This is a genomic window from Streptomyces sp. MAR4 CNX-425 (assembly GCF_048656465.1).
In the GTDB taxonomy this organism is placed as follows: Bacteria; Actinomycetota; Actinomycetes; order Streptomycetales; family Streptomycetaceae; genus Streptomyces.
The window spans coordinates 573,858-598,020 of the sequence record NZ_JBMDLF010000001.1; the positions used below are offsets into that span (position 1 = coordinate 573,858).

At 74.7% G+C, this 24,163-nt stretch carries 22 protein-coding genes and 1 riboswitch; of the genes, 8 read left to right on the forward strand and 14 right to left on the reverse strand.

The window, feature by feature from the left end; genetic code table 11:
• Nucleotides 1–85: 85 nt before the first annotated feature.
• Nucleotides 86–1,249 (reverse strand): glycosyltransferase family 4 protein, encoded by a 1,164-nt coding sequence (locus ACHZ99_RS02505; RefSeq protein WP_420302628.1) that lies wholly within the window; start codon nt 1,247–1,249, stop codon nt 86–88.
• Between the two features lie 114 nt (nt 1,250–1,363).
• Between ACHZ99_RS02505 and ACHZ99_RS02510 the strand changes: the two genes are divergently transcribed.
• Complete coding sequence (locus ACHZ99_RS02510; RefSeq protein WP_420302629.1) at nt 1,364–2,686, forward strand: glycosyltransferase 87 family protein; 1,323 nt, start codon at nt 1,364–1,366, stop codon at nt 2,684–2,686.
• A gap of 7 nt (nt 2,687–2,693) precedes the next feature.
• Here ACHZ99_RS02510 and ACHZ99_RS02515 read toward each other — a convergent pair whose 3' ends face one another.
• The 6 genes from ACHZ99_RS02515 to ACHZ99_RS02540 form a co-directional block, all read right to left on the reverse strand.
• Nucleotides 2,694–2,816, reverse strand: coding sequence for a DUF6126 family protein (locus tag ACHZ99_RS02515; protein WP_420302630.1), 123 nt, complete (start codon nt 2,814–2,816; stop codon nt 2,694–2,696).
• A gap of 17 nt (nt 2,817–2,833) precedes the next feature.
• Complete coding sequence (locus ACHZ99_RS02520) at nt 2,834–3,424, reverse strand: helix-turn-helix domain-containing protein (RefSeq protein WP_420302631.1); 591 nt, start codon at nt 3,422–3,424, stop codon at nt 2,834–2,836.
• A 98-nt stretch (nt 3,425–3,522) separates the two neighbouring features.
• Entirely contained in the window at nt 3,523–4,839 is a 1,317-nt protein-coding gene (locus tag ACHZ99_RS02525; protein ID WP_420302632.1) for a hypothetical protein, read from the reverse strand.
• Between the two features lie 219 nt (nt 4,840–5,058).
• A complete protein-coding gene (locus ACHZ99_RS02530) occupies nt 5,059–6,096 on the reverse strand; it encodes an NlpC/P60 family protein (protein WP_420302633.1) in 1,038 nt (345 codons plus the stop codon).
• Nucleotides 6,097–6,325: 229 nt separating this feature from the next.
• The gene (locus ACHZ99_RS02535) at nt 6,326–7,348 is read right to left on the reverse strand and encodes an NlpC/P60 family protein (protein WP_420302634.1); all 1,023 of its coding nucleotides are present in this window, start codon (nt 7,346–7,348) and stop codon (nt 6,326–6,328) included.
• Between the two features lie 306 nt (nt 7,349–7,654).
• Nucleotides 7,655–9,013 carry an NYN domain-containing protein gene (locus ACHZ99_RS02540; protein WP_420302635.1) on the reverse strand — a complete coding sequence of 453 codons (1,359 nt, stop codon included), beginning with the start codon at nt 9,011–9,013 and terminating at the stop codon, nt 7,655–7,657.
• Nucleotides 9,014–9,192: 179 nt separating this feature from the next.
• On the opposite strand from ACHZ99_RS02540, the gene ACHZ99_RS02545 reads away from it, so the two are divergent.
• The 6 genes from ACHZ99_RS02545 (at nt 9,193) to ACHZ99_RS02570 (ending at nt 14,769) form a co-directional block, all read left to right on the forward strand.
• Nucleotides 9,193–9,474: an Lrp/AsnC family transcriptional regulator gene (locus ACHZ99_RS02545; RefSeq protein WP_420302636.1), complete on the forward strand. Its 282-nt coding sequence runs from the start codon at nt 9,193–9,195 to the stop codon at nt 9,472–9,474.
• Nucleotides 9,475–9,570: 96 nt separating this feature from the next.
• Entirely contained in the window at nt 9,571–9,885 is a 315-nt protein-coding gene (locus ACHZ99_RS02550) for a hypothetical protein (protein WP_420302637.1), read from the forward strand.
• Nucleotides 9,886–9,888: 3 nt separating this feature from the next.
• Nucleotides 9,889–11,304, forward strand: a complete 1,416-nt coding sequence (locus tag ACHZ99_RS02555) for a sensor histidine kinase (protein ID WP_420302638.1) — start codon at nt 9,889–9,891, stop codon at nt 11,302–11,304.
• Nucleotides 11,304–11,996: a response regulator transcription factor gene (locus ACHZ99_RS02560; protein ID WP_420302639.1), complete on the forward strand. Its 693-nt coding sequence runs from the start codon at nt 11,304–11,306 to the stop codon at nt 11,994–11,996. Before ACHZ99_RS02555 ends, ACHZ99_RS02560 begins: the two co-directional genes overlap by 1 nt.
• Before the next feature lie 90 nt (nt 11,997–12,086).
• Nucleotides 12,087–13,511 carry an SLC13 family permease gene (locus tag ACHZ99_RS02565; RefSeq protein WP_420302640.1) on the forward strand — a complete coding sequence of 475 codons (1,425 nt, stop codon included), beginning with the start codon at nt 12,087–12,089 and terminating at the stop codon, nt 13,509–13,511.
• A gap of 76 nt (nt 13,512–13,587) precedes the next feature.
• Nucleotides 13,588–14,769: a glycerate kinase gene (locus ACHZ99_RS02570; RefSeq protein WP_420302641.1), complete on the forward strand. Its 1,182-nt coding sequence runs from the start codon at nt 13,588–13,590 to the stop codon at nt 14,767–14,769.
• 88 nt (nt 14,770–14,857) lie between these two features.
• Here ACHZ99_RS02570 and ACHZ99_RS02575 read toward each other — a convergent pair whose 3' ends face one another.
• From ACHZ99_RS02575 to ACHZ99_RS02600, 6 genes are all read right to left on the reverse strand, one after another.
• On the reverse strand, nt 14,858–16,249 hold the full coding sequence (locus tag ACHZ99_RS02575; RefSeq protein ID WP_420302642.1) for an aminotransferase class V-fold PLP-dependent enzyme: 1,392 nt from the start codon (nt 16,247–16,249) through the stop codon (nt 14,858–14,860).
• A 340-nt stretch (nt 16,250–16,589) separates the two neighbouring features.
• Nucleotides 16,590–16,707: riboswitch (SAM riboswitch) on the reverse strand.
• An 89-nt stretch (nt 16,708–16,796) separates the two neighbouring features.
• Nucleotides 16,797–17,864 carry an anthranilate phosphoribosyltransferase gene (trpD, locus tag ACHZ99_RS02580; RefSeq protein WP_420302643.1) on the reverse strand — a complete coding sequence of 356 codons (1,068 nt, stop codon included), beginning with the start codon at nt 17,862–17,864 and terminating at the stop codon, nt 16,797–16,799.
• Between the two features lie 127 nt (nt 17,865–17,991).
• Nucleotides 17,992–19,626, reverse strand: coding sequence for a cytochrome b (locus ACHZ99_RS02585; RefSeq protein ID WP_420302644.1), 1,635 nt, complete (start codon nt 19,624–19,626; stop codon nt 17,992–17,994).
• Nucleotides 19,623–20,693, reverse strand: coding sequence for a Rieske 2Fe-2S domain-containing protein (locus ACHZ99_RS02590; RefSeq protein WP_420302645.1), 1,071 nt, complete (start codon nt 20,691–20,693; stop codon nt 19,623–19,625). Before ACHZ99_RS02590 ends, ACHZ99_RS02585 begins: the two co-directional genes overlap by 4 nt.
• Complete coding sequence (locus ACHZ99_RS02595; RefSeq protein ID WP_420302646.1) at nt 20,690–21,502, reverse strand: c-type cytochrome; 813 nt, start codon at nt 21,500–21,502, stop codon at nt 20,690–20,692. Before ACHZ99_RS02595 ends, ACHZ99_RS02590 begins: the two co-directional genes overlap by 4 nt.
• Before the next feature lie 63 nt (nt 21,503–21,565).
• Nucleotides 21,566–22,186 (reverse strand): cytochrome c oxidase subunit 3, encoded by a 621-nt coding sequence (locus tag ACHZ99_RS02600; protein ID WP_420302647.1) that lies wholly within the window; start codon nt 22,184–22,186, stop codon nt 21,566–21,568.
• Nucleotides 22,187–22,331: 145 nt separating this feature from the next.
• On the opposite strand from ACHZ99_RS02600, the gene ACHZ99_RS02605 reads away from it, so the two are divergent.
• On the forward strand, nt 22,332–22,745 hold the full coding sequence (locus tag ACHZ99_RS02605; protein WP_420302648.1) for a hypothetical protein: 414 nt from the start codon (nt 22,332–22,334) through the stop codon (nt 22,743–22,745).
• 76 nt (nt 22,746–22,821) lie between these two features.
• Here the strand turns inward: ACHZ99_RS02605 and ACHZ99_RS02610 are convergent, their stop codons facing one another.
• Nucleotides 22,822–24,075 carry an Ig-like domain-containing protein gene (locus ACHZ99_RS02610; protein ID WP_420302649.1) on the reverse strand — a complete coding sequence of 418 codons (1,254 nt, stop codon included), beginning with the start codon at nt 24,073–24,075 and terminating at the stop codon, nt 22,822–22,824.
• Nucleotides 24,076–24,163 lie beyond the last annotated feature (88 nt).

Sequence of the window (24,163 nt, forward strand, 5' to 3'; positions counted from 1 at the left end):
GCGACGTAGGGGACGGTGACGTAGGGGACGGTGACGTACGGCGCGCGGGGGGCCGGGTCCGTACCGTACGGGCCGGGCCCCGGCCTCACAGCAGCGCCGCGAGCCGCCGGGCCAGCAGGTCCCAGCGCCACCGCTCCACCACCCACGCCCGCCCCCGCGCCCCCGTCCGCGCGCGCAGCTCCGGGTCCCCCAGCAGCGTCACGACGCGCTCCGCCGTCTCGGCCGCCTGCCGCTCCGCGCCGCCGCGCACCACCCACCCGGTCTCGCCGTCGAGCACCGCGTCCGGGGCCCCGCCGGAGTCGCCCGCGACGACCGGCAGCCCGGTCGCCGACGCCTCCAGGTACACGATGCCCAGCCCCTCCACGTCGAGCCCGCGGCGGCGGGTGCGGCACGGCATGGCGAAGACGTCGCCCGCGCCGTAGTGCGCGGGCAGCTTTTCCCACGGCACCGCGCCGGTGAAGCGCACCGAGCCGGCGACTCCGGTGGCCGCCGCCAGCTTCTCCAGCTCCCCGCGGTACGGTCCGCCGCCGACGATCAGCAGCACCGCGTCCGGCTCCGCGGCCAGGATCCGGGGCAGCGCGCGGATCAGGGTGTCCTGGCCCTTGCGCGGCACGAGCCGGGAGACGCAGACGACGACCGGCCGGTCCGCGAGCCCGAGCCGGGCCCGTACGGCGGCGCCGCCCGAGCCGGGGTGGAACTCCGTCTCGTCCACGCCCGGCGGCAGCTGCACCATGCGCGCGGCGGCCGCGGGGGTGAGCGCGCGGGCGATGCGGGAGCGGGTGTACTCGCCGAGGTACGTGAGCGTGTCCGCCGACTCGCCGATGCGCCGCAGCAGTTGCCGGGCGGCGGGCAGCTGCGCCCAGCCGGCCTCGTGGCCGTGCGTCGTGGCGACCACCCGCTCGGCGCCGGCGCGGCGCAGCGCGGGCGCCAGCAGCCCCAGCGGCGCGGCGGCGCCGAACCACACGGAGCGGCAGCCGTGCGCGCGCAGCAGCCCGGCCGCGCGGCGGGCGACGCGCGGGGTGGGCAGCAGCACCGTGGCGCGGTCGCGGACCACCTCGTACGGCTGGCGGGCGTCGAAGTCGCGGGTGGCGGCGCGGCCTTCGGCGTCCCGCTTCCAGGTGGAGGCGTAGACGACGACCTGGTCCGGGTCCAGCCGCAGGCACATGCTGTGCAGGAAGTTCTGGATGCCGCCGGGGCGGGGCGGGAAGTCGTTCGTCACGACGAGCGTCTTGCGCGGTGGCTTGTGCATCGCCGCGACAGTACCGGTGCCGGGGCCGCCGGGCCCGGTGGGCTCCTGCGGCCGGGTGGGGCCGTGTCGTAGTGTCGTCGGACGGAGCCGGGGGGTGTGGGCGGAGGTCGGGCGATGGCGCGGGGCGCGGCACCGGTCGCGGCGTGGGTGCTGACCCGCGCCGGGCTGCTGCTGCTCGTGCTGAAGGTGGTCACGCTGCCCGGGCCGGACGTCACCACCGACGTCGAGTTCATCTACCGCGGCTGGTACGAGGTGCTGCGCACCGGCACGTTCCCCGTCGACGACGTCAGCTGGCAGTACCCGCCGGGCGCGGCGCTCGCGGTGCTCTCCCCCGCGCTCCTGCCGTTCCTCGGCTACGCGCCCGCGTTCTTCGCGCTGGTCTGCGCGGCGGACGCGGTGGTGCTGGCGCTGCTGCTGCGGGCGGGCGGCGGCGGCACGGGGGCGGGGGCAGGTGCGGGGCGGTCGCGGGCGGGGGCGTGGTTCTGGGTGGCCGGGGTGCCGCTGCTGGGGCCGACCGCGTACGCCCGCTACGACCTGATGGTCACCGCCGTCGCCGTCGCGGCGCTGCTCGCCGCGGCCCGGCGGCCGGCGGTGGCCGGGGCGCTGGCCGGGTTCGGCACGATGCTGAAGGTCTGGCCGGTGCTGCTGCTGCTCGGCGCGGCGCGGGGGCGCACGACGCGGCTGACGTGGGGCGCGGCGGCGGGCACGGCCGCGGCGGTGGCGCTGGCGGCGGCCGCCGCGCTGCCCGGGGCGTTCGGCTTCCTCACCGCGCAGCGCGACCGCGGCACGGAGGTGGAGTCGCTGGGCGCGCTGGTCTTCCACGTCGGCCGGCACCTCGGCTGGGACGGCACCGTGCAACTGCACTACGGCTCCATGGAGTTCCTCGGCCCGGGCGTCGGCCTGGTCAGCGACCTGGCGCTGGGCCTCTCGGCGGCGGCGATGGGGTGGCTGGTGCTGTGGCGGCTGCGGGCGCGGGAGTTCACGGCGACGACGGCGTGCGAGGCCGCGTTCGCGGGCACGCTGCTGTTCACCACGACGAGCCGGGTGATCAGCCCGCAGTACCTGATCTGGCTCGTCGGCCTGGCCGCCGTGTGCCTGACGCTGCGGGCGGCGCGGATGGCGCTGCCGGCGGGGCTGGTGCTGGCGGCGACGGGGGTGACGCTGGCGGAGTTCCCCGTGTGGTTCGGGGAGGTCGTGGGGAGTACCGGGACCGGGATCGCGCTGCTGGCGCTGCGGAACGGGCTGCTGGTCGCGGCGACGGTGGTGGCGTGCGTACGGCTGTGGCGGTCGACGGTGCCGGCTCCGCGGCGGCGGGCGCGGGCGCGGGGCGGGAGCCGGGGCGGCGGCCGGGGCGGGGGCGTACCGGGGCCGCGGGAGCGCGGCGCGCCGGCCGCCCCGGGGTCGGCCTCCGCCTCCGACGAACTGCTGACGTGGTGAGCGCCCGCTACGCGCCGCCCGCCTTGAAGAGCAGCAGCAGGAACCCGGCGAAGAGATGGCCGACGAAGACGTAGACGAGCAGGCGGACGATGAGGCCGCGGGGAAATCTCTCCTCGATCCGCTTGGACACGGCGGTTCTCCTCGGGGTCAGTGCCGGGCGCCGTCGCCGAGGCACAGCTCGGCGACGGCGCTCTGCAGGAGGGTGTGGACGAAGAGCAGGTCGAGCCCGCGGCGGGTGGCGGCGGCGATGCGGTGCGGGGTGAGGGAGTCGAAGTGGGCGCTGTCACCGGGATCGAGCAGCTGCTCGTGGTCGCCGAGCGCGAGCCGCATCCGGCCGTCGAGCACGTACAGCCACTCCTCGCCCGGGTGCACGCGGACGAGGTCGCGGTGCTCGGCCTCGTACGGCACGTGCACCCGCAACGCCTGCATCCCCCGGTCCGTGGCGCCCGCCTGCCGGTACGACCAGCCGCCGGCCTCCCGCACGGGGGCGTCGGCGCCCCGGACGACCGACGTCGGCGCGGCGGGCGCCTCGCCGAGCAGCTCGGAGACCGTCGTACCGTAGACGCGGGCCAGCTTGAGCAGCACCGGCAGCGAGGGCTGGCGCCGGCCGGTCTCCAGCCGGGAGAGGTGCGCCGGGGACAGCTCAGCCCGGGCGGCGCCGGCCTCCAGCGTCAGGCCGGCGCGGCGGCGCAGCTCGCGCAGCCGCGGGGCGTGGGGGTGGGGGTCGGCGGTGCTCATGGGCCTCATTGAGCCAGCGCCCGTGCCTCGGAGTCAAACCTTTTGCCTCTGAGGCAAAACCCGCCGTGGGGATCGGCCCTGAGGCTCAGCCGTGGGGATCAGCCCAGCTCGCGTTTCAGGTAGTCGCGCCAGCGCTCGGTGAACCCGTCCAGTCCTACGCCCAGCTCCGCCCGCAGCACGGGGCCGACCGCCTGCGCCCGCGACCGCGCGGCGCCCGCGGCGCGGTAGAGCGCCACGAGCCGGTCCGCGCCCCACTCGTCCGCGACCATCCGGCAGGCCAGCCACGCCTCCCCGTACGCCCGGGCCAGCCGGTCGCCGTCGGCGGCGCGGCCGAAGTCGCCGTCGGCGGGCAGGTCCCGGGGGACCCGGCCGGCGGCGACGGCGCGCGCCAGCTCCGGCGCGCCGGCGCGCGGGCCGCGGGCGGCGCTGCCGAAGCCGACCCAGTCGGCGAAGCCCTCGGAGAGCCAGAGGGGGGTGGCCGGGGTGGTGTGGGCGCGGGTGGCGACGTGGGTGGTCTCGTGGGTGAGGACGATGCGGCGGCCGGCGGCGCCGAGGGTGCCGTAGGCGTCGGGGTTGACGAGGACGCGGTCGGCGGGGCCGGGCGCGCGGTTCCGGTTCCCGCCGCCCTGGCCCGGCCCGGTGCCGGTGTTGGCGCTGGTGCTGGCGTTGGCGCCGGTGTTGGTGCCGGTGCCGGTGCGGCCGGTGGTGACGGCGGCAATGCCCGCGTAGTCCGTGGGCCCCGCCCCCAGCAGCTCCCCCATCGCGGCCTGCGACGCGGGCACCAGCACCACCACGCGGCGCGCCCAGCCGCGGCCCCACGCGGCGGACACGTCGGGCACGGCGCGGTCGGCGACGGCGGCGACGCCGCGCAGCTCTGCCTCCGGTCGGCCGACGCCAAGCACGAGGCTGTGCGTACCGCGTACGACGGTCATGGGGCCCTGCTCCCAGGGCTGCGGACGGCTGCCGGGCGCGGGTCCGGCGACGTACCAGCGGCCGTCGCGGCGTACGAACTCCAGCCGGCGGCCGGCGGTGACGTCGCCGGGGTCGTAGCCGCGGAGGCGGTAGCGCAACCGGACGTCCGCGGTGGCGTGGCCGGTGCCGGCGGGCACGGGGTCGTCGAGGCGGAGGGTCCAGGCGGCGAGCGGGAGGGCGTCGAGGTTGCGGAAGACGGTGCGCTGCTCGCGGCGGTACGGGCCGGACTGCGGGTCGACGGTGCGCAGGAACGCGGCCTCGTCGCCGTCGCGGACGGCGGCGGAGCGCTGCCGGAGGAGGTCGCCGAGGGCGCGGGCGGCGGCGGGGTCGGCGGCGGGCGGCCCGGCGCGGTCGCCGTCGTCGCCGCACCCGGCGAGCAGGGCGGCGAGCAGCCCGGCACAGAGCCCCAGCACCGCCGTCCGTACGCCCGCAACGCCCGCCACGCCCCGAGCGTACGTCGCCCCGGCCCCCGGGGCGGGGGACGGGTGACCGGGGCGGTTTGTCGGAGGGGCGGCCTACCCTGGGGTGGGAGTGCGGGTGACGGGTCGGCAAAGTGCTGTCGCCGGGGCTTCGCCGGGGACCGGAGTGCCGGGGGACGCGCGGGGGCGGTGCTGTCAGTGGGGCGGCCTACCCTGGGGCGGGAGTGCGGGTGACGGGCGGGGCTACGGGCGTGTTACCGACGCCACCGGCATCATCCCCACCGGGTCGTAGCGCACCGACGCGCCCGGGTACGGCGCGTGGACGACCTGGCCGCCGCCCACGTACATGGCCACGTGGCTCGCGTCCGCCCGGTACGTCACCAGGTCCCCCGGCCGGGCCTCGGACAGCGGCACCTGGCGGCCCGCGTACCGCTGCGCCTGCGACGTGCGCGGGATCGCCACCCCGGCCCGGGCGTACGCCCACTGCGTCAGCCCCGAGCAGTCGAAGCCCGCCGGGCTCGCGCCGCCCCACACGTACGGGGTGCCCACGGCGCCGCGCGCCGCCGCCACCGCCACCGCGCCGCGGCCGGAGGCGGGTGCCGCGCCGAGGTTCGGCGCCGGCGCGGAGCGCGAGGCGCGGTCGCCGGAGCCGGGGCGCTCGTCCTCGGGCAGCGAGTTGAGGAGCCGCCGTGCCCGCGCCAGCCGGTCGGTGATCTCGTCCTTGTGCTCCGCCAGCTTCTCGCGTCCGCGCTCCAGTTCGGCGAGTGTGTCGCCGGCCCGGACCCGCCGCTGCTCCAGCTTGCGCCGGAGCTGGACGAGTTGGCGGAGCCGGCCGCTCTGGAGGGCGCCGATGCGCTCCAGCGTCGCGGCCTTCGCCAGATACCCCTCGGGGCTCTCCGAGAGGATGAGGGACAGCTTGGGGTCGATGCCGCCGGAACGGTACTGCGCCCCGGCGAGCGAGCCGAGCGCGGTACGCATGCGGTTGATCCGGGCCAGGTCGCGGGCGGCCCGGTCCTGGAGTCGCGCCGCCTTGCGGCGCAGTTCTTCGGTGCGCTCGCGGGCCGCGTTGTACTTCTCGGTGGCCCGCTCGGCCTGGGCGTAGAGGTCGTGGACCCGCGCCCTGGCTTCGGCGTGGTCGTCGGGGGCCGCGAAGGCCGCGTCGGAGAGACCGGCGAGGACCGCGGGCGAGCCGGACAGCACCGCCGCCGCGGCGGCGGTGAGGACGCCGGTACGGAGGCGGCCGGCACCGCCGGGCCGGGTGGATCGTCGATGAGCTGACACGCGGCAGACAGTAACCACGCGACTACGCACGGCCAAGAACCGCGCCCCGGGGCCATGTCGGCGCCCGGGTGCCGACGCAGGTCACCCGCGGGGCGTTCGAAACGCGCGGTGTCGGCAATTCGCCCGAACGGGCGTCCCGGTGGCACCCCGGGCGGCGTCCCGGCGCCTTCCGGCCGCGAACGCGCCCCGCCGCGGCGCGCGGCGGGGCGAGAACGAGGGGGGCGGGGCGTCAGACCCGGGCGCCCCACATGAACGGCATGTTGCTGACGGCCTCGTAGCGCACCGACGCGCCCGGTTTCGGCGCGTGGATGATCTGGCCGTTGCCGGCGTAGATGCCGACGTGGTGCAGGTCGCTGTAGAAGAACACCAGGTCGCCGGGTTGCAGCGCGCTGGACGAGGATATCCGGGTGCCGACGTTGGCCTGGTCCTGCGAGATGCGCGGCAGCGAGACGCCGGCCTGCGAGAAGGCCCAGCTGGTGAGGCCGGAGCAGTCGAACGAGCTGGGGCCGGTGGCGCCGTAGACGTACGGGGCGCCCAGCTTGCTCTGCGCCGCGGACAGCGCGGCGGCGCCGTGCGAGGAGCCCGGGGGCAGGTCGCCGAGGTCGACGCGGTCCTCCGCCTCGCGGCTGGCGCGCTGCTCCTCCTCGGCGAGCGCGGCCTGCTCCGCCTCGGTCAGCTGGTTGAGCAGGGCGCGGGCCTCGCTCAGCTTGTCCTGGACCTTCTTCTTCTGGGAGCCCAGCTCCTTGCGGGTCTCCGCCAGGTCCTTGAGCTTCTCGCCCGCCTCCTGGCGCTGCTGCGCCAGGCTGCGCTGCTTGTCGGCGATGCGCTCCAGCGACTCGGCCTGCTTGCCGCTGACCCGGTCCATCGTGGACGCCTTGTCCAGGTAGGTGTCCGGGTCGGAGGAGAGGAAGAGCTGCACGGAGGGGTCGATGCTGCCGCTGCGGTACTGGGCGTTGGCGAGCGAACCGAGCCCGTCGCGGAGGTCGTTGAGCTCCTGCTGGCCGCGGGCGGCCTTGTCCTGCAGCTCCTCGACGTCCTCTTCGAGCTTGTCCTGCCGCTCCTTGGCGCCGTTGTACTTCTCCGTGGCGCGCTCGGCGTCCTCGTAGAGGTTGTCCACCTGCCGCTTGACGTCGTCCTTGTCTGGGGCGGCCTGCGCGCTCTGGGTGGAAAGGGCGACGGCCGCCGCGGCGGTGGCGGTGAAGACGGTGACCCTGGCCCGGTTCGGCTGCTTCGGTCGACGGTGGGACGCCACGAAGGCGAGCTCCTCTTCCTCCAGCCGCCCGACCGTGGCTTGGGGATGCCCCGGTACCGGCGGGACCTTCGCCGTCGCCCCGGATGAGCGATCGACTGCACGAAGGTTCGGGCCAGACACTAACGACGCTTCGGTGATCCGTTCAAATCTCTCCGGCAAAAAAGTCCCCCCGAACCGCGTTTCTTTACTCACTTCACACGGCCAGTAATCACTGTTCGACAACGAGTTGGACTCGGAGCGGCGAACTGTCCACACCCGGCCGAGACCGGCCGTGTTGTCCGAACTCGCCCTCGTTTCCGCGGGTTGTCAGCTGCGCGCGAGCCGTTTGAGGAGCAGCGCGGACGACACCGGGCGGGCGCCGGCGGCGGCGACGCCGTCGGCGACCTCGCGGTCGGCGGAGACCACCACGACCGGGCGGCCGGTGGGTTCGGCGCGGACGAGCCGGCGGATCAGCTCGTCCGCGGTCTCGCCCGGCTTGCTGAACAGCACCCGCACCCCGCGCGGCGGCGCGAGCAGCACCGGCGCGGCCAGCTCCGCGCCGTCGAAGACGCACGTGACCTCGGCGCCCGTCTGCGCGGCGAGGCCGGCGAGGCCGCCGAGGAGGCGCAGGCGCTGCTTCTCCAGCGGGAGGGTGGGATAGCCGGTCTTGGTGACGTTGTAGCCGTCGACGACCATGTGCGCCTGCGGCAGCGCGAGCAGCTGGTCGAGGAGCGCCGGGTCGGTCGCGGACAGCGCGCGGGCGGCCACGTCCTTCGGCGACATCGTGCCGGGCTCGACGGCGGCGACGGTGTCGGCGGGGCTCATGCGGGCGGGCGGCAGGGCGAGTTCGCGGCGGAGTCCCTGGGCGGCGTCGAGGACGGTGTCGAGGAGGAGGCGTACCCGCATGTCCTCCACGCTGCGCCCCTCGCGGGCGGCCCGGCGGCTGGCCTCCAGGCCCGACTCGGCCTCGCCGAGGCGGGCGCGCAGCCGGCGGGCCTCGCTCTCGGCCGCGGCCAGCTGGGCGGCGGCCTCGTCGCGGCCGGCGGCGGTCTCCTGCTGGAGCTTGCGCACGGCGGCCTCGCCGCGCTTGACGTCGCTGAGCGCGCTGCGCAGCCGGCGGTGCAGGCCCTCGTTCTCGCGCCGCAGCGCCTCCAGTTCGTGCCGGGTGCGCTCGGCGTCGCCGCGCGCCGCGGCGCGGGCCTCGGCCAGCTCCGTACGCAGCCGGGCCAGCTCGCGGGCGGCCTCCTCGCCGGCCCGTTCGGCGCCGGCGCGCTGCTCCTCCTCGCCGGCGGCGGCGAGGAGCTTGACCCAGCCGGCCGGGCGCAGCAGGTACGCGAGCGCCGCGACGTCCACCGGCTCCGCGGCGGCCGGCGGGCTGCCGTCGACGAGGGCGGCGGCCAGGTCGGGCTGGAGGGCGGCGGCCCGGCCGGCGATCCGTTCGCGGAAGGCGGCGTCGGCCTCCAGCGCGGCGGCGATCGCGTTGCCGGCGAGCTTGACGCGGCGGGGCGGGGTGAACCGGGCGTACTGCCGCAGCTGTACGGGCAGCTCGGCGACGGTCAGCCCGCCGAAACACTCGTCGGCCAGCGTGACGATCCGGCGGCGCACGCCCTCCGGCAGCGGGCCGTCGAGTTCCTCGGCCGCGCCTTCCTCGGAGGAGACGCCCGGGCCTTCCCTCGGCTCCACCACCGGTCACCTTTCCGCAGCAGCGATCCCCCGCGGCTCCGGCCGGGCCCTCCGGCGCCGGCGCCGGCCCGGCGCTCCGCCCGTCGTCGCAAGGCCTGCCCCCACCCTACGACCTGGAGCGGCCCGTGGGGCAGGCAGATAGAGTGAGCGCCGCACGCGGGTCCGAGAGGGAGAGCGCACACATGATCACTGCGATCGTTCTGATCAACACCGACGTGGACCGCATTCCCGAGATCGCGGAGTCGATCGCCGCGATCGACGGGGTCAGCGAGGTGTACTCGGTCACCGGGGCGCACGACCTGATCGCCCTCGTCCGGGTGGCGCGCCACGACGACCTGGCGGACGTGATCCCCGGACGGATCAGCAAGGTGCCGGGGGTGGCGGCGACGGAGACGCACATCTCGTTCCGTACGTACTCGCAGCACGACCTGGAGGCCGCGTTCGCCATCGGCCTGGAGGAGTAGCACGGAGCGGCGCGGGGCGCGCTCGGGGCCGTAGATGAAGAATCTCTCATCCTTCCTTCACACTGCGCGCCGGGCGCCGGGCGCAGGCTCGGGGGCATGGCTTTCTCGCAGCGCATGGCCGCACTGACCGCGGTCGTGGCGATCCCGCTGGGCGTCGCCGCGACCAGCTACGCTCTGACGGACGACCCGGAGGAGCCCACTCCACCCGCCCGGGTGGAGCTGGAGAACACCACCTCCCCGCCGGGCTCCGCCCCGTCCTCGCCCACGGGCACGCCGAGCGACGAGGTCGTCTCCCCGCCGCCGGTACGGGACGGGCCCACCGCGGACCCGACCGGCAGCCCCGGCGACGACTCCGACGACACCGGCGACGACTCCGGCGGCGGCCCCGGCGACGACGACGCCGACGACTGACCGATGATCTCCGCGCGCGCCCGCATCCTGCTCTGGCTGCTGGTGGTGATGACCGCGGCGCTCGCCGCCGTCGCCGGCACCACCCGGTCCATCCTGCTGCGCGACCTGGATCACCGGGTGGACCGGCTGCTGGCGCAGGAGACGCGGGAGTTCGCCAACCTCTACCGGCAGGGCGTCGACCCCGAGAACGGCCGCCCCTTCAGCGACCCGGGCCGGCTGCTGCGCGTCTTCCTGGAACGGCAGTACGCCGACCCGGACGAGGAGCTGATCGGCCTGGTGCGGCAGCCGGACCGGGGGCCGACGCAGCTCGTCCAGCCCCGGGAGCTGACCGTGTCCCGGCCGCTCCAGGACGACGCGGCGGGCCGCCGGGCGATCTTCGAGTCCGGGGACCGCACGGGCCGCCTCGACCGGCCCTCGGGCGACCTGCGCTGGGCCAAGGTCGGCATCGGCGCGAAGGAGGAGCCGGACGCGGCGGCGTTCGTCGTCGCCTTCCACACCGAGCGCGAACGCGAGCAGGTGGGCGACGTGTTCGTCATCATGCTGGCGATCTCGGCGGTGGCGCTGGCGCTGATCAGCGCCATCGGCTGGGCGGTCGCGGGCCGCATCCTGGCGCCCGTACGGCTGGTCGGCGAGACCGCGGCGCAGCTCACCGAGCAGGACCTCACCCGGCGGATCCCGGTGCGCGGGCGCGCCGACCGGGACGAGACGGCGGCGCTGGCCGCCACGTTCAACGCCATGCTGGACCGGCTGGAGCGGGCGTTCGCCGCGCAGCGGGACTTCGTCGACGACGCCGGGCACGAGCTGCGTACGCCCATCACGATCGTGCGCGGGCACCTGGAGCTGATGGGCGAGGACCCGGCCGAGCGCGAGGAGACGCTGCGGCTGGTCACCGACGAGCTGGACCGGATGACCCGGATCGTCGAGGACCTGCTGCTGCTCGCCAAGGCCGAGCGGCCGGACTTCGTCTCGCCCGAGCCGGTGCAGCTGGCGGAGCTGACCGCGGACGTGTTCGTCAAGGCCAGGACGCTGGGCGACCGGAACTGGGAGCTGTCCGAGGTCGGCGACGGCGAGGTGCGGCTCGACCCGCAGCGCGTCACCCAGGCGATGGTGCAGCTCGCCCAGAACGCCGTCCAGCACACCGCGCGCGGCGGCCGCATCCGCGTCGGCTCCCGGGTCGCCGGCGGGCACGTCGAGCTGTACGTCGCCGACGGCGGCCCCGGCGTCCCGCCGCAGGACGCCGACCTCATCTTCGAACGCTTCCGCCGCGGCACCGCGCGCCGCGGCTCCCGCGGCGGCGGCGCGGGCCTGGGCCTGGCCATCGTGAAGGCCATCGCCGAGGGCCACCGCGGCCGCGTCGCACTCGGCCCCACCGAAGGCGGCGGGGCCACCTTTACGCTGATTCTGCAAGGGGGTCTGTGATGAACCGGATTCTCATCGCCGAGGACGAGGAGCGCATCGCCTCCTTTGTGGAGAAGGGGCTGCGCGCCAACGGCTTCACCACCACCGTCGCCGCCGACGGCGACACCGCGTACGAGTTCGCCCTCACCGGCGGCTTCGACCTGGTCGTCCTCGACATCGGGCTGCCGGGCCGGGACGGCTTCACCGTGCTGCGCCAGCTGCGCGAGGCGCGCTCGACCGTGCCGGTCATCGTGCTCACCGCGCGGGCGTCGGTCACCGACACCGTCGCGGGCCTCGAAGGCGGCGCCGACGACTACATGACCAAGCCGTTCCGCTTCGAGGAGCTGCTCGCCCGGGTGCGGCTGCGGCTGCGCACCGCCGCGCGGGCGCCGGAGGTGACGGTGCTGCGCAGCGGCGACCTGTCGCTCGACCTGCGCACCCGCCGGGCCCGGGCCGGCGGGCGCACCGTGGACCTGACGGCCCGCGAGTTCGTGCTGCTCGAACTCTTCCTGCGCCACCCCGGGCAGGTGCTGTCCCGGGAGCAGATCCTCTCCCACGTGTGGGGCTACGACTTCGACCCCGGCTCCAACATCGTGGACGTGTACGTACGCGCGCTGCGCAAGAAGATGGGCGCCGAACGGCTGGAGACCGTACGCGGCATGGGCTACCGGCTGCCCACCCGCCGGCCGGATGAACAGGAGCTGTCGCGCTGACGCTCTTTCGGGTGACACCGGGGTAAAAGGTGAAATCTCCTTAATCTCCGGCTCATCGAGGGCTCACCGCCGCCGCCGAGTCTCATTCCTGTGAGCCTCTCCCTGCGCCAGGCCGCGACGCTCTGCGTGGCCCTCTCCCTCTGCGCCCTGCTGGCCGTCCCGGGCAACGCCCCCGGGCTGAGCGCCGACGGCCGGCTGACCCTCGCCGTGTTCGCGCTGGCGACCTGCGCGTGGATCGGCACGCCGGTCGACGACACCTTCATCGCGCTGGGCGCCGGGCTGGCGCTCGTCGTCACCGGGGTGCTGGAGAGCGAGACGCTGTTCGGCACCCTCGGCGACGCCACGGTGTGGCTGCTGATCTGCGCGTTCGTGCTCGCCGCCGCGGTGGCGGGTACGGGCCTCGCGGGCCGGGCGGCGGCGTTCCTGGTCACCGGCGCGCGCTCCGTACGGCAGCTGGTGCACCTGACGACGGCGGCGCTCGTCGTCACCGCCTTCGCCGTGCCGGCCACCTCCGGGCGGGCGGCGCTGGCGCTGCCGGTGTTCCTGGCGCTGGCCCGGGCGCTGGGCGAGCGGCGGCGGCTGGTGGTGATGCTGGCGCTGCTGTTCCCCACCGTCATCCTGCTGTCCGCGGTGGCGACCCTCATCGGGGCCGGGGCGCACCTGATCACGGTGTCGGTGCTCTGGGAGGCGACCGGGGAGCGGATCGGCTTCACCGAGTGGCTGCTGCTCGGGCTGCCGCTGGCGATCGCCACCGCCCACCTCGCCGCCGAGGTGGTGCTGCTGACGACGACGCGGCGCGCGGACCGCAAGGGCCCGGTGCGCCTGACCGCCGGGCAGATACAGGAGCACACCGAACAGCCGGTCACCGGGCCGCTGTCGCAGGCCGAGGCGCGCTGCGCGCTGCTGCTCGGCACGGTGGTGGTGCTGTGGTGCAGCGAGCCGCTGCACCGGGTGCCGCCGGCGGTGGTGGCGCTGATCGGCGCGGTGGTCGCGGCGTCGCCGGTGATAGGGACCGTACGGCTGAAGGACGCGCTCAAGACGGTGCCGTGGTCCCTGCTGCTGTTCATGGCCGCGACGATGGCGATGGGGATCGCGCTGTCGGAGTCGGAGGCCGCCGCCTGGCTGGTCTCCGGGCTGCCCGGCGGCTCCTCGGTCCCGGCGTGGGCGTTCCTCGCCGCGGTGGTCGCCGTGAGCACCGCCGCCCACCTCGTGCTCCAGTCCCGCTCCGCGCGCTCCAGCGTGCTCGTCCCGCTGGTCATCGCCGCGGCGCTGGCCGCCGGCGTCAACCCCGTCGCCGCCGCCCTCGCCTCCACGGCGGCGGCCGGTTTCTGCCAGACCCTGCCCGCGTCCGCCAAGCCCGTCGCGCTCTTCTCGGACGTGCCGGGCGTACCCACGTACACGCCGCGCGACCTGCTGCGCACGGCCGCGGTGCTGGCGCCGCTGACGGCGGGGCTGGTGCTGCTGTTCGCGCTGGCGGTCTGGCCGCTGCTCGGCGTGCCGGTCACGGACGGCTGACCGCCCGCCCCGCCCGCCCCGGCCTCCTCACCGACCCCGCACACCCCCACGCACGTCCAACCTCCCGGGAGCCCTCATGATCAACCGTGTCGTCGTCGCCCCCAGCGGCTTCAAGGAGTCCCTGTCCGCCGAGGCCGCCGCCGAAGCCATCGCCGAAGGCGTCGGCCGCGTGCTGCCCGACGCCGCCGTCGACCTCATCCCGCTGGTCGACGGCGGCGAGGGGACCGCGCAGGCGCTGGCCGCCGCCACCGGCGGCCGGCTCGTGCCGCTGACCGCCACCGGACCGGTCGGCGACCGGCTGGAGACGCACTTCGGGCTCCTCGGCGACGGCACCACCGCGGTGGTGGAGATGGCCGCCGTCGCCGGCCTCGCCCTGGTCCCCCGGCCCCGCCGCGACCCGGGCGGCACCACCACGTACGGGGTCGGCGAGCTGATCCGCGCCGCCCTCGACCGCGGCGTACGGCGCATCGTCGTCGGCTGCGGCGACTCCGGCACCTCCGACGGCGGCGCCGGCGCCCTCACCGCCCTCGGCGCCCGGCTCCTCGACGCCGACGGCCGCCCCCTCGCCCCCGGCGGCGCCGCCCTCGCCCGGATCGCCCGCGTCGACACCGCCGGGCTCGACCCGCGGCTCGCGGAAACGGAGCTGCTGGTGGCCTGCAACCCGTACAACGTGCTGTGCGGCCCGCGCGGCGTCGCGCGCGTCTTCGGCCCGCAGAAGGGCGCGACGCCGGGGCAGGTGGCGGAGCTGGCCGCCGCGCTCGACCGCTGGGCCGACGTCCTCACCCGCGACCTCCCGGCGCCCGGCACGGACCTCCGCCGCGGCGCCGGCACCGGCGCCTCCGGCGGCCTCGGCGCCGGGCTCGCGGCCGTCGGCGCCCGCCTCCTCCCCCGCTTCGAGGTGCTCCTCGGCCACCTCGACCTCGACGCCCGGCTGGCCGCCGCCGACCTCGTCATCACCGCGGAGGGCGCGCTCGACCACCAGACCCCGCGCGGCAAGGTCCCCGCGGAGGTGGCGCGGCGCGCCAAGCTGCACGACCGCCCGGTCCTGGCGCTCGCGGGCACCCTCGGCGAGGGCGCGCACGAGATCCACGGCACCGGCGTCGACGCCTACGGCACCATCATCCCGGGCCCGATGGCACTGCCCGAAGCGCTGCTGCGGGCCCGGGAGTTCCTGGCGGACGCGGCCGAACGGTCGCTGCGGATGGTGCTGCTGGGCAGCGCGCTGGCCGCGCGGCCGGCGGCCGGGGCCGGACGGTAGCCGCGGGCTCCGGACCGGGAGGAGGAGCGGCGGTACGGCGGAACGGGACGGACGCGCGCCGCCGCGCGGCCGGGCCCCGGCCCCGCGCTCAGACCTCCCGGTCCGCGCCGGTGGCGGGGACGCAGCGGCCGTCCACCGTGCGGTACGACCACCGCGCCCCGTCGCGCACCAGCGACCCCAGCGCCGCCAGGAACCGGTCCACGTGCTCGTCCGGCGTGCCCGCCCCGAAGCTCACCCGCACCGCGTTCAGCGGCAGCTCCCCCTCCCCCGTACCGCCCCCGCACTCCGCGGACTCCGTGGACCCGCCCGCCCCGGCCGCCCCGCCGAGCAGCGCCCGCACCAGCGGGTGCGCGCAGAACAGCCCGTCCCGCACCCCGATGCCGTGCTCCGCCGACAGCGCCGCCGCCAGGTGCGCGCTGCGCCAGCCGTCGACCACGAACGAGATCACCCCCACCCGCGCCGCGTCCGCCCCGAACAGCGACAGCACCCGCACCCCCGGCAGCTCCGCGAGCCCCGCGAGGACCCGCGCCACCAGCGCCCGCTCCCGCGCCACCAGCGCGTCGAACCCGGCCTCCGTCAGTGCCTTGCACGCCGAGGCGATCGCGTACGCGCCGATCACGTTCGGCGACCCCGCCTCGTGGCGCGCCGCGGTCGTCTGCCACTCGACGTCCAGCCCCCCGTCCGCCGCGCGCCCCACCCGCCGGCTGGCGCCGCCGCCCGCGAGGTACGGCGGCGCGGCCCGCAGCCAGTCCGCCCGGCCCGCCAGGACGCCGGCGCCGAAGGGCGCGTACAGCTTGTGCCCGGAGAAGGCCACCCAGTCCACGCCCAGCTCCGCCACGTCCACCGGGTGATGCGGCGCGAGCTGCGCCGCGTCCAGGACCAGCCGCGCCCCGTGCCGGTGCGCCGCGGCGGTCAGCTCCCGTACGGGCCACAGCTCGCCGGTGACGTTCGAGGCGCCGGTGACGCAGACCAGCGCCGGCCCGTCGCCGACCCGCGCGGCGAGCGCGGAGTCCAGCGCCGCCACCGCCTGCCCGGGGCTGCCGGGCGCGGGGAGGACGGTGACCCGGCCGGCCGTGGAGCCGGGCCGCCGCCAGGGCAGCAGGGCGGCGTGGTGCTCGGTCTCGAAGACGTAGACCTCGGTCCCCGGCGGCAGCGCGGTGGCCAGCAGGTTGAGCGAGTCGGTGGTGGAACGGGTGAAGACGACCTGGTCGCCGGGGCGGCAGCCGAGGAACCCGGCGACCGTGGCCCGGCTGGACTCGTACAGCTCGGTGGACAGCTGCGAGAGGTAGCCGGCGCCGCGGTGCACGCTGCCGTAGTACGGCGCGTAGGCGGCGACGTCGTCCCAGACGCGCTGGAGCGCCGGGGCGCTGGCGGCGTAGTCGAGGGCGGCGTACTCGGCGTCGCCGCCGGTGACGAGCGGGGCGCGGACCTCGCGGCCGAGTACGGGCAGACAGGCGGAGGCGAGCGTGGACGCGGACATGCGGAACTCCCGTGGGCGGACGTGCGGATGCGGGCTGACGGGCCGTACGGCCCGGAACCGGCCCGGAGGGCCGGGCGCGCGGCGCCCGGAGGCGGAAACCGCGCGGGGGGGCGGAGGCCCTCAGGGCCTGCCCGGCGGACCGTCTCGCGGTCCCGCGAGGCGCCGGCGCGCGGCGCCGGCGCGGCGTGCACGACCCGGTGTGCGGGCGGCGCCCCGCCCGCCGGTGGACGTTGCCGGGCGCCGCGGGATCTCCGAACCGGATCCGCCGGACAGGCCCTAGCGCATTCGCTTGCTCACGGCGGTACTCCCTCGGCCGACCAGGACCCCTGGATACGCGAGGGGTCCGCGCTTGCCGCAGACCTCGCTGCCTGCGGCCCGGTCATCACCCGGGGCACCCCGCCACGGACGGAGGGTTGCCGGACAGCGGGCCGGGGCCTTGATCGCTGTCGCTCGTGACCTGGTCAGGAGTATGCGCACCGGAGAGCCGCGGCGCAACCCGGTTGCCCGGACTGTCCGCAACTCTCCGGAAATCGGCGGCCAAAGCCCCTCAGGCGTTGCTGGCCGCCACCCAGCGCTCCAGCGCCCGCTGCGCCGATCCCGAGTCGATCGACTCCGCCGCCCGTACGATCCCCGCCGCGATCCGGTCCGGCAGCGGGCCGTCCGCGTCGCCGTCCAGGGCCGTGAGGGCCGCCGCCGCGTTGAGCAGGACCGCGTCGCGCACCGGGCCGGTCTCGCCGGCGAGCAGCCGGCGGGCGACGTCCGCGTTGTACGAGGCGTCGGCGCCCCGCAGCGCCTCCACCGGCACCAGGTCGATGCCGACGTCCCGGGGGTCGAAGGTCTCCCGCCGCACCGCGCCGCCGCGCACGGTCCACACCTGGGAGGTGGCCGTCGTGGTCAGCTCGTCCAGCCCGTCGTCGCCGCGGAAGACGAGCGCGGACGCGCCGCGCTCGGCCAGCACCCCGGCCATGATGGGCGCCATCCGGGCGTCCGCGACGCCGGTGGCCTGCGCCCCGACCCGGGCGGGGTTGGTGAGCGGGCCGAGGAAGTTGAACGGGGTGGCCACGCCCAGCTCCTTGCGCGTCTGCGCGACGTGCCGCAGCGCGGGGTGGAACTTCACCGCGAAGCAGAACGTGATGCCCGCCTCCCCGACGACCTCGGCGACCCGCTGCGGCGTGAGGTCGAGGTTGACCCCCAGCTTCTCCAGCACGTCGGAGGCGCCGGAGGCGGAGGACGCCGCCCGGTTGCCGTGCTTGACGACCTTCGCACCGGTCCCGGCGACAACGATCGCGGACATGGTGGAGATGTTGACGGTACGGGCCCGGTCGCCGCCGGTGCCGACGACGTCCACGGTCGGGCCGGGGACGTCGATGGTGTGGGCGTGCTCGTACATCGTGCGCACCAGCCCGGACAGCTCCGCGACCGTCTCGCCCTTGGCCCGCAGCGCGACCGCGAACCCGGCGATCTGCGCGTTGCTGGCCTCGCCCGACATGATCTGGTCCATGGCCCAGGCGGTGTCCTCGGCGCTCAGGTCCCGCCCGGCGATCAGCGCGCTGATGACGTCCGGCCAGGAACGCGCGGCCGAGCTGTCGCCTCCTGCTGCCGTCTGCACGCTCATGGCACACCATCCCGTGGGTCGTCTCGGCTGACGGGCGTCAGCTTATCGGGGGCAGGGTACGCCGAAGGGCCCCCGTCCGATTCCTGGACGGGGGCCCTCGCCGGCGATCCGCCGGGCGGCGTACGGGTCAGTGGTGCCCGTGGCCGCTGGTGATCTCCTCGTACTCGCGCCGGGTCGGCTTCGGGATCTGGCCGGCCTCGCCGAAGTAGCCCTGCGACAGCCGGGCCCGCAGCTTCTGCACCGGGCTCTGCTTGCGCACCACGCCGTTGTCGTCGACCGTCGGGCCGAGCTCCAGCGGGGCGTACTGCTCGTGCGCGGTGAGCTTGTGCAGCTCCTCCTGCGGCAGCGGCTCGTGCACCTCGGTGAACTCGCCGTGCGGCAGCCGCTTGATGATGCCCGTCTCCCGGCCGTGCAGGACCTTCTCGCGGTCCCGCCGCTGGAGCCCGAGGCAGATGCGCCGGGTGATCCAGAAGGCGAGCACCGGGCCGACGAAGAAGGAGATCCGCACGAACCAGGTGATCGAGTTGATCGACAGGTGGAAGTGCGTGGCCCACAGGTCGTTGCCGCCGGCCATCAGCAGCACGAAGACCCAGGTCAGCCAGGCGACGCCAAACGCGGTCCGGGTCGGGACGTTGCGCGGGCGGTCCAGGATGTGGTGCTCGCGGCGGTCGCCGGTGACCCAGGACTCGAAGAACGGGTAGACCATCATCGCGATCGGGACGACGCCCACGATCATCAGCGGGATGAACACCCCGAAGTTGATCGTGTACCCGCCCGGGATGACCCACTCCCAGCCCGGCATGAACCGGATCAGCCCCTCGGTCCAGCCCATGTACCAGTCCGGTTGGGCTCCGGTGGAGACCAGGTCTGGTCGGTAGGGTCCGAGATCCCAGACCGGGTTGATGGTGAACATCCCCGCGATCACCGTGATCACGCCGAAGACGAGGAAGAAGAACCCGCCCGCCTTCGCCACGTAGACCGGCATGAAGGGCATGCCCGCGACGTTGTCGTTGGTCTTGCCGGCGCCCGCGTACTGGGTGTGCTTGTGGTAGAAGACCAGGATCAGGTGGAGCACGAAGAGCCCCAGCATGATTCCCGGCACCAGGAGCACGTGCACGGCGAAGAATCTCGGAATGATGTCCGTCCCGGGGAACTCACCGCCCCACAGGAAGAACGCCAGGTAGGTGCCGATCACCGGGGTGGCCAGCGTCGCGCCCTCCATGAACCGGACGCCGGTGCCGGAGAGCAGGTCGTCGGGCAGCGAGTAGCCGGTGAAGCCGGCGATGCAGCCGAGGACCAGCAGGGTGAAGCCGAAGAGCCAGTTGACCTCGCGCGGCTTGCGGAACGCGCCGGTGAAGAAGACGCGCATCATGTGCGTCGCCATGCCGGCGATGAAGATCAGCGCGGACCAGTGGTGGATCTGCCGGATGAGCAGACCGCCGCGGACGTCGAAGCTGATGTCCAGGGTGGAGGCGTACGCCTCGGTCATGCGCACGCCGTTCATGGGCGCGTACGAGCCGTGGTACGTCATCTCCGCCATGCTCGGCTTGAAGAACAGCGTCAGGTACACGCCGGTCAGCAGCACGATCAGGAAGGTGTACATGCAGATCTCGCCGAGCATGAACGACCAGTGGTCCGGGAAGATCTTGCGGAGGTTCTTCCGGCCGGCGGCGTGCAGGCCCAGCCGGCCGTCGGCCCAGTCGGCGACCCGCTCGCCCCGGCCCGGCGGGTTGCGGCGGGTGTCTGTCGTGGTGGTGCTCATCCGCGCTCCCAGAAGCTCGGGCCGACCGGCTCGTCGAAGTCACCGAGCGCGTAGAGGTAGCCCTCGTCGTTGACGGCGATCTTCAGCTGCGGCAGGGGGTGCCCCGCCGGGCCGAAGAGCACCCGCGCGCCGTCGGACAGGTCGAACGTCGACTGGTGGCACGGGCACAGCACGTGGTGCGTCTGCTGCTCGTACAGGCTGACGGGGCAGCCGACGTGCGTGCAGATCTTGGAGTAGGCCAGGATGCCCTCGTGCCCCCAGGACGCCGACCGCGGGTCCTTGATGTCACCCGGATGGATCCGGACGAGCATCAGGGCCGCCTTGGCGATTTCCTTGTTGAAGTCGTGGTCGCTCTCCTCCAGCCCCTCGGGCTTGGCGAAGGCCAGCGAGCCGATGGTGATGTCGGAGGGGCGCAGCGGCTCGTCGGTGTTCATGTTGACGAGCAGCTTGCCCTTGCCCCACAGGGTGTGGCGGAGCTTGGTGCCCGGCAGCGGGCCGAGGTCGCGCAGCAGCACGATGCCGCTGAGCGGCACCAGCGTGAGCGCGCCGAGCAGGGTGCGCCGGATGATCTTGCGGCTGCCGATCGCGGATTCCTCGGTGCCCTGCCGCCACTCGGCCTTCGTGATGGCCTTGGTCTCTTCCGTGGCCTCGATCGGGTGCCGCTCCTGGACGACCTCCACGTCCGACATCAGCGTGCGCGACCAGTGGATGGCGCCGGCGCCGATGCAGAACAGCGCGAGGCCGAGGGTGACGCCGAGCGCGAAGTTCAGCGCGCTGATGTGGCCCAGCGGGAAGATGTAGACGATCTCGTCGACGTCGATGGCGACGAACGACGCGATGAAGCCGACGGTCGCCAGCATCGACACCGTGAACAGCAGCGACACCGTGCGCTCGGAGCGCTTGGCGGCCCGCTCGTCGATGTCCTGCTTGCGCGGCTCGTGCGGCGGCAGGCCGGGGTTGGCGAACGGGTCGCGCTCCTCGACCGCGACCCCGCCCTCGCCCTCCTTGTGGAGACTCGGCAGGTTGTCGCCGTTGTTCTCGTTCTCAGATCCAGCCTGGCTACTCATGACTTCCTGGCCTTTGCACTCCGGGCGGTGATCCAGATCGTCAGCACGACGAGCGCTCCGAGCCCGAAGACCCAGGCGAACAGACCCTCGCTGACGGGTCCGAGGCCGCCGAGGCCGAACCCGCCGGGCGACTCGGCCTCTTCGCCGCCGACCTCGTCGAGGTAGGCGATGATGTCCTGCTTGTCCTGGGACGTCAGCAGCTTGTCGGGGAAGGCCGGCATGTTCTGCGGGCCGGTCACCATGGCCTCGTACATGTGCTTCGGGTCGACGCCGTCGAGGCTCGGCGCGTACTTGCCGTCCGTCAGGGCGCCGCCCTTGCCGGTGAAGTTGTGGCACTGCGCGCAGTTCGTACGGAACAGGTCGCCGCCGCGGGCGACGTCGCCGCCCGCCGGGTCGTACTGGCTCTCCTCGGGCACCGCCGGACCGGGGGCCAGGGAGGCGACGTACGCGGCGAGCTGGTCGATCTCCTTCTGGGTGTAGACGGCCGGCTTCTTCGGCGCCTGGGCGCCCTGCTGCTGCAGGGGCATCCGGCCCGTGGAGACCTGGAAGTCCACCGCCGCCGCGCCGACGCCGACGAGGCTGGGGCCGTCGCTGGAGCCCTGCCCCCCGGTGCCGTGGCAGCTGGCGCAGCCGACCCGGAAGAGCTTCTGCCCCTCTTCGACGGCGAGGGACTGTGCACTGGTCTCATCGGCCTGCGCCTTGCCCGTGGGCGCGAAAGTGGCGTACAGCCCCCCGGTGGCCGCCAGCGCGATGAGTAGGACGACGAGCGCCGCCAGCGGATGGCGCCGTCGTGCGGAGAGCTTTTTCACGGATTACCCCGGTATCAGGATCTTCAGCGTCGGTGTGCTTCTCGGTGCCGGCTCCCCGGCCGGTTACTTGATCATGTAGATCGTGGCGAAGAGGCCGATCCAGACCACGTCGACGAAGTGCCAGTAGTAGGACACCACGATCGCCGCGGTCGCCTGCTGGTGCGTGAAGCGTCTGGCCGCGTACGTGCGCCCCAGGACCAGCAGGAAGGCGATCAGGCCGCCCGTCACGTGCAGGCCGTGGAAGCCGGTGGTCAGGTAGAACGCCGAGCCGTACGGGTCGGAGGAGATCGAGATGCCCTCGTGCTCCACCAGCTCCACGTACTCGGTGACCTGCCCGCCGATGAAGACGGCACCCATCACGAAGGTGACCGTGAACCACATCCGCAGCTTCTTCACGTCCCCGCGCTCGGCGGCGAACACGCCGAGCTGGCAGGTGAGGGAAGAGAGCACCAGGATCGTGGTGTTGCCGAGCGCGAACGGGAAGTTCAGGACATCGGCGTGCTCCTTCCAGTAGTCCGCACCCATCACCGACCGCAGGGTGAAGTACATCGCGAAGAGGGCCGCGAAGAACATCAGCTCGGAACTCAGCCAGATGATGGTTCCGACGCTGGTGAGGTTCGGCCGGTTGACCGACGGGTGCGCGTGCCCGGTCTCTACTGCTGTTGCTGTCGCCACGTCCGACATTATGTCGGTCCCTTATCCCCGCCTCACTCCGGGGGGTGCCGTTCGGAGTGTCAAGCACTGCCGGGAGGCCCTGGACTGCCCCGCCGACCCCCGGGCGGAGTAGCATCCGCGGTGAGAGCGGTGCCCGAGAACCACCGGAGGAACGATGCAGTCGACGGCCGCAGCACCGGTCAACGTGCTGGTCTACAGCGACGACGCGAACACGCGCGAGCAGGTCCGGCTCGCCGCCGGCCACCGGTCGGCGGCCGATCTGCCACCGGTGGAGTACGTCGAGTGCGCCACGCTCCCCGCGGTGTTGGAGGAGCTGGAGCGCGGCGGCATCGACGCCTGCGTGCTGGACGGCGAGGCGGTGCCCGCCGGCGGCATGGGCGTGTGCCGGCAGATCAAGGACGAGATCTTCCAGTGCCCGCCGGTGCTGCTGCTCATCGGCCGCCCGCAGGACGCCTGGCTGGCCACCTGGAGCCGCGCGGAGGCCACCGTGGCGCATCCGGTGGACCCGGCGGCGCTCGCCGACGGCCTGGCCGGCGTGCTGCGCACGCGGCTCGCGGTCGGCGCCTGAGCGCCGCGCGCCGCGGGCCGGGGGCGGACGGGCCGGCGCGTACACCCCGCGCACCCCGCGCGCGTACGTGCCGGGCTCAGACCGCGGGCCGCAGGCGGTTGGCGTCGGCCGGGCCGCCCCCGTCGCCCGCGCCGGGCGTGAGGGCGCTGCCCTTCCGCCACTCGGCCCAGGACAGGTTCCAGTCGCCGTAGCCGTTGCCGAACGGGGCCATGTCCTCGCCGTAGCTGTTGACGACCTCCACGATGTCGCCGGGGCGTACGGTCTTGTAGAACCACGCGGCGTCGTCGGTGCTCATGCCGGTGCAGCCGTGGCTGACGTTGGCGGCGCCCTGGGAGCCGACGGACCAGGGGGCGGCGTGCACGTACTCGCCGCTCCAGGTGACCCGGGTCGCGTAGGACACCTGGAGGTCGTAGTCCTCGCTGGTGCCGCCGACGCCGATGCTGGCGCCGGTCATCCGGACCAGTGACTGCTTCTCCAGCACCACCTTCTTGCCGTTGCGGGTCTCGAAGCCCGCCTTGCCGGTGGTGACCGGCATGCTGTTGATCTGCTCGCCGTTGCGGTAGACGGTCATCTCGTGGGCGGCGGCGTCGGTGACCGCCTCGATGCGGTCGCCGATCCTCAGCTCGACCGGCTTCGCGGCGCCCGCGTAGACGCCCTCGCGCACCTTCACGCCCTCCAGCCGGCTCTCCAGCCGCACCCGGGCGCCCGCGGGCCAGTACTGCCGGGGCCGGTAGTGCAGCTTCTTGTCGTCGACCCAGTACCAGGAGCCGTCGACCCGCGGGGTGGAGGAGACCTTCAGCCCGCGCTCGACGACGGCCCGTTCCGGCTGGGTCCGCACCGCGCGGCTGAGCTCCACCGTGAGCGGCTGGCCGACGCCGTAGGTGCCCTTCTCCGGGCCCAGCTCCACCTTCATCGGCTTCTTGGCCTTCGCCGCCGAGGTGCGGTACGTCAGCCGCTTGCGGCCGGGCGCGCCGTCGTCGTTCTCCGTACTGACGTCGACGGTGTAGCGGGAGCGGGCGGCCAGCGGCACGGTGCTGCGCCAGGTGTGGCCGTCGGCGGACAGCCGGCCGCGTACGTACCGGCCGTTCTCGTCCACGGCGGTGACGTCGGTGATGCGCGCCTGGCCCTCGGCGGTCACCTCCAGATCCTTCGCCGGGTCGGCGAGCCGGGTGTCGCCGCCCAGGCCGGTCAGCGTGATCGGTCCGGCCGGCTCGCCGGGCTCCGCGGCGAGCGGATGCCCGTCGGTGCCGCAGGCGGCGAGGCCCGGGGCGAGGGCGACCAACAGCAGGGAACAGCTGACCGCGGTGCGGCGGTGGGGCGTCTGGCTCATGATCACACGCTAGGCAGCCGTCCCGTCCGGCGCACGGCGTGTGGGCCGTACGAGGGGGCCGCGGCACCCGTTCGGCGTGCCGCGGCCC

Excerpts from the sequence above, each read along its gene's own strand:
- trpD (WP_420302643.1), bottom strand. The coding sequence starts at position 17,864 with ATGAGCGTGCAGACGGCAGCAGGAGGCGACAGCTCGGCCGCGCGTTCC.
- ACHZ99_RS02550 (WP_420302637.1), top strand. The coding sequence starts at position 9,571 with ATGGCTTTCTCGCAGCGCATGGCCGCACTGACCGCGGTCGTGGCGATC.
- ACHZ99_RS02590 (WP_420302645.1), bottom strand. The coding sequence starts at position 20,693 with ATGAGTAGCCAGGCTGGATCTGAGAACGAGAACAACGGCGACAACCTG.
- ACHZ99_RS02610 (WP_420302649.1), bottom strand. The coding sequence starts at position 24,075 with ATGAGCCAGACGCCCCACCGCCGCACCGCGGTCAGCTGTTCCCTGCTG.
- ACHZ99_RS02560 (WP_420302639.1), top strand. The coding sequence starts at position 11,304 with ATGAACCGGATTCTCATCGCCGAGGACGAGGAGCGCATCGCCTCCTTT.
- ACHZ99_RS02600 (WP_420302647.1), bottom strand. The coding sequence starts at position 22,186 with ATGTCGGACGTGGCGACAGCAACAGCAGTAGAGACCGGGCACGCGCAC.
- ACHZ99_RS02520 (WP_420302631.1), bottom strand. The coding sequence starts at position 3,424 with ATGAGCACCGCCGACCCCCACCCCCACGCCCCGCGGCTGCGCGAGCTG.
- ACHZ99_RS02585 (WP_420302644.1), bottom strand. The coding sequence starts at position 19,626 with ATGAGCACCACCACGACAGACACCCGCCGCAACCCGCCGGGCCGGGGC.
- ACHZ99_RS02605 (WP_420302648.1), top strand. The coding sequence starts at position 22,332 with ATGCAGTCGACGGCCGCAGCACCGGTCAACGTGCTGGTCTACAGCGAC.
- ACHZ99_RS02505 (WP_420302628.1), bottom strand. The coding sequence starts at position 1,249 with ATGCACAAGCCACCGCGCAAGACGCTCGTCGTGACGAACGACTTCCCG.
- ACHZ99_RS02570 (WP_420302641.1), top strand. The coding sequence starts at position 13,588 with ATGATCAACCGTGTCGTCGTCGCCCCCAGCGGCTTCAAGGAGTCCCTG.
- ACHZ99_RS02575 (WP_420302642.1), bottom strand. The coding sequence starts at position 16,249 with ATGTCCGCGTCCACGCTCGCCTCCGCCTGTCTGCCCGTACTCGGCCGC.
- ACHZ99_RS02555 (WP_420302638.1), top strand. The coding sequence starts at position 9,889 with ATGATCTCCGCGCGCGCCCGCATCCTGCTCTGGCTGCTGGTGGTGATG.
- ACHZ99_RS02545 (WP_420302636.1), top strand. The coding sequence starts at position 9,193 with ATGATCACTGCGATCGTTCTGATCAACACCGACGTGGACCGCATTCCC.
- ACHZ99_RS02510 (WP_420302629.1), top strand. The coding sequence starts at position 1,364 with ATGGCGCGGGGCGCGGCACCGGTCGCGGCGTGGGTGCTGACCCGCGCC.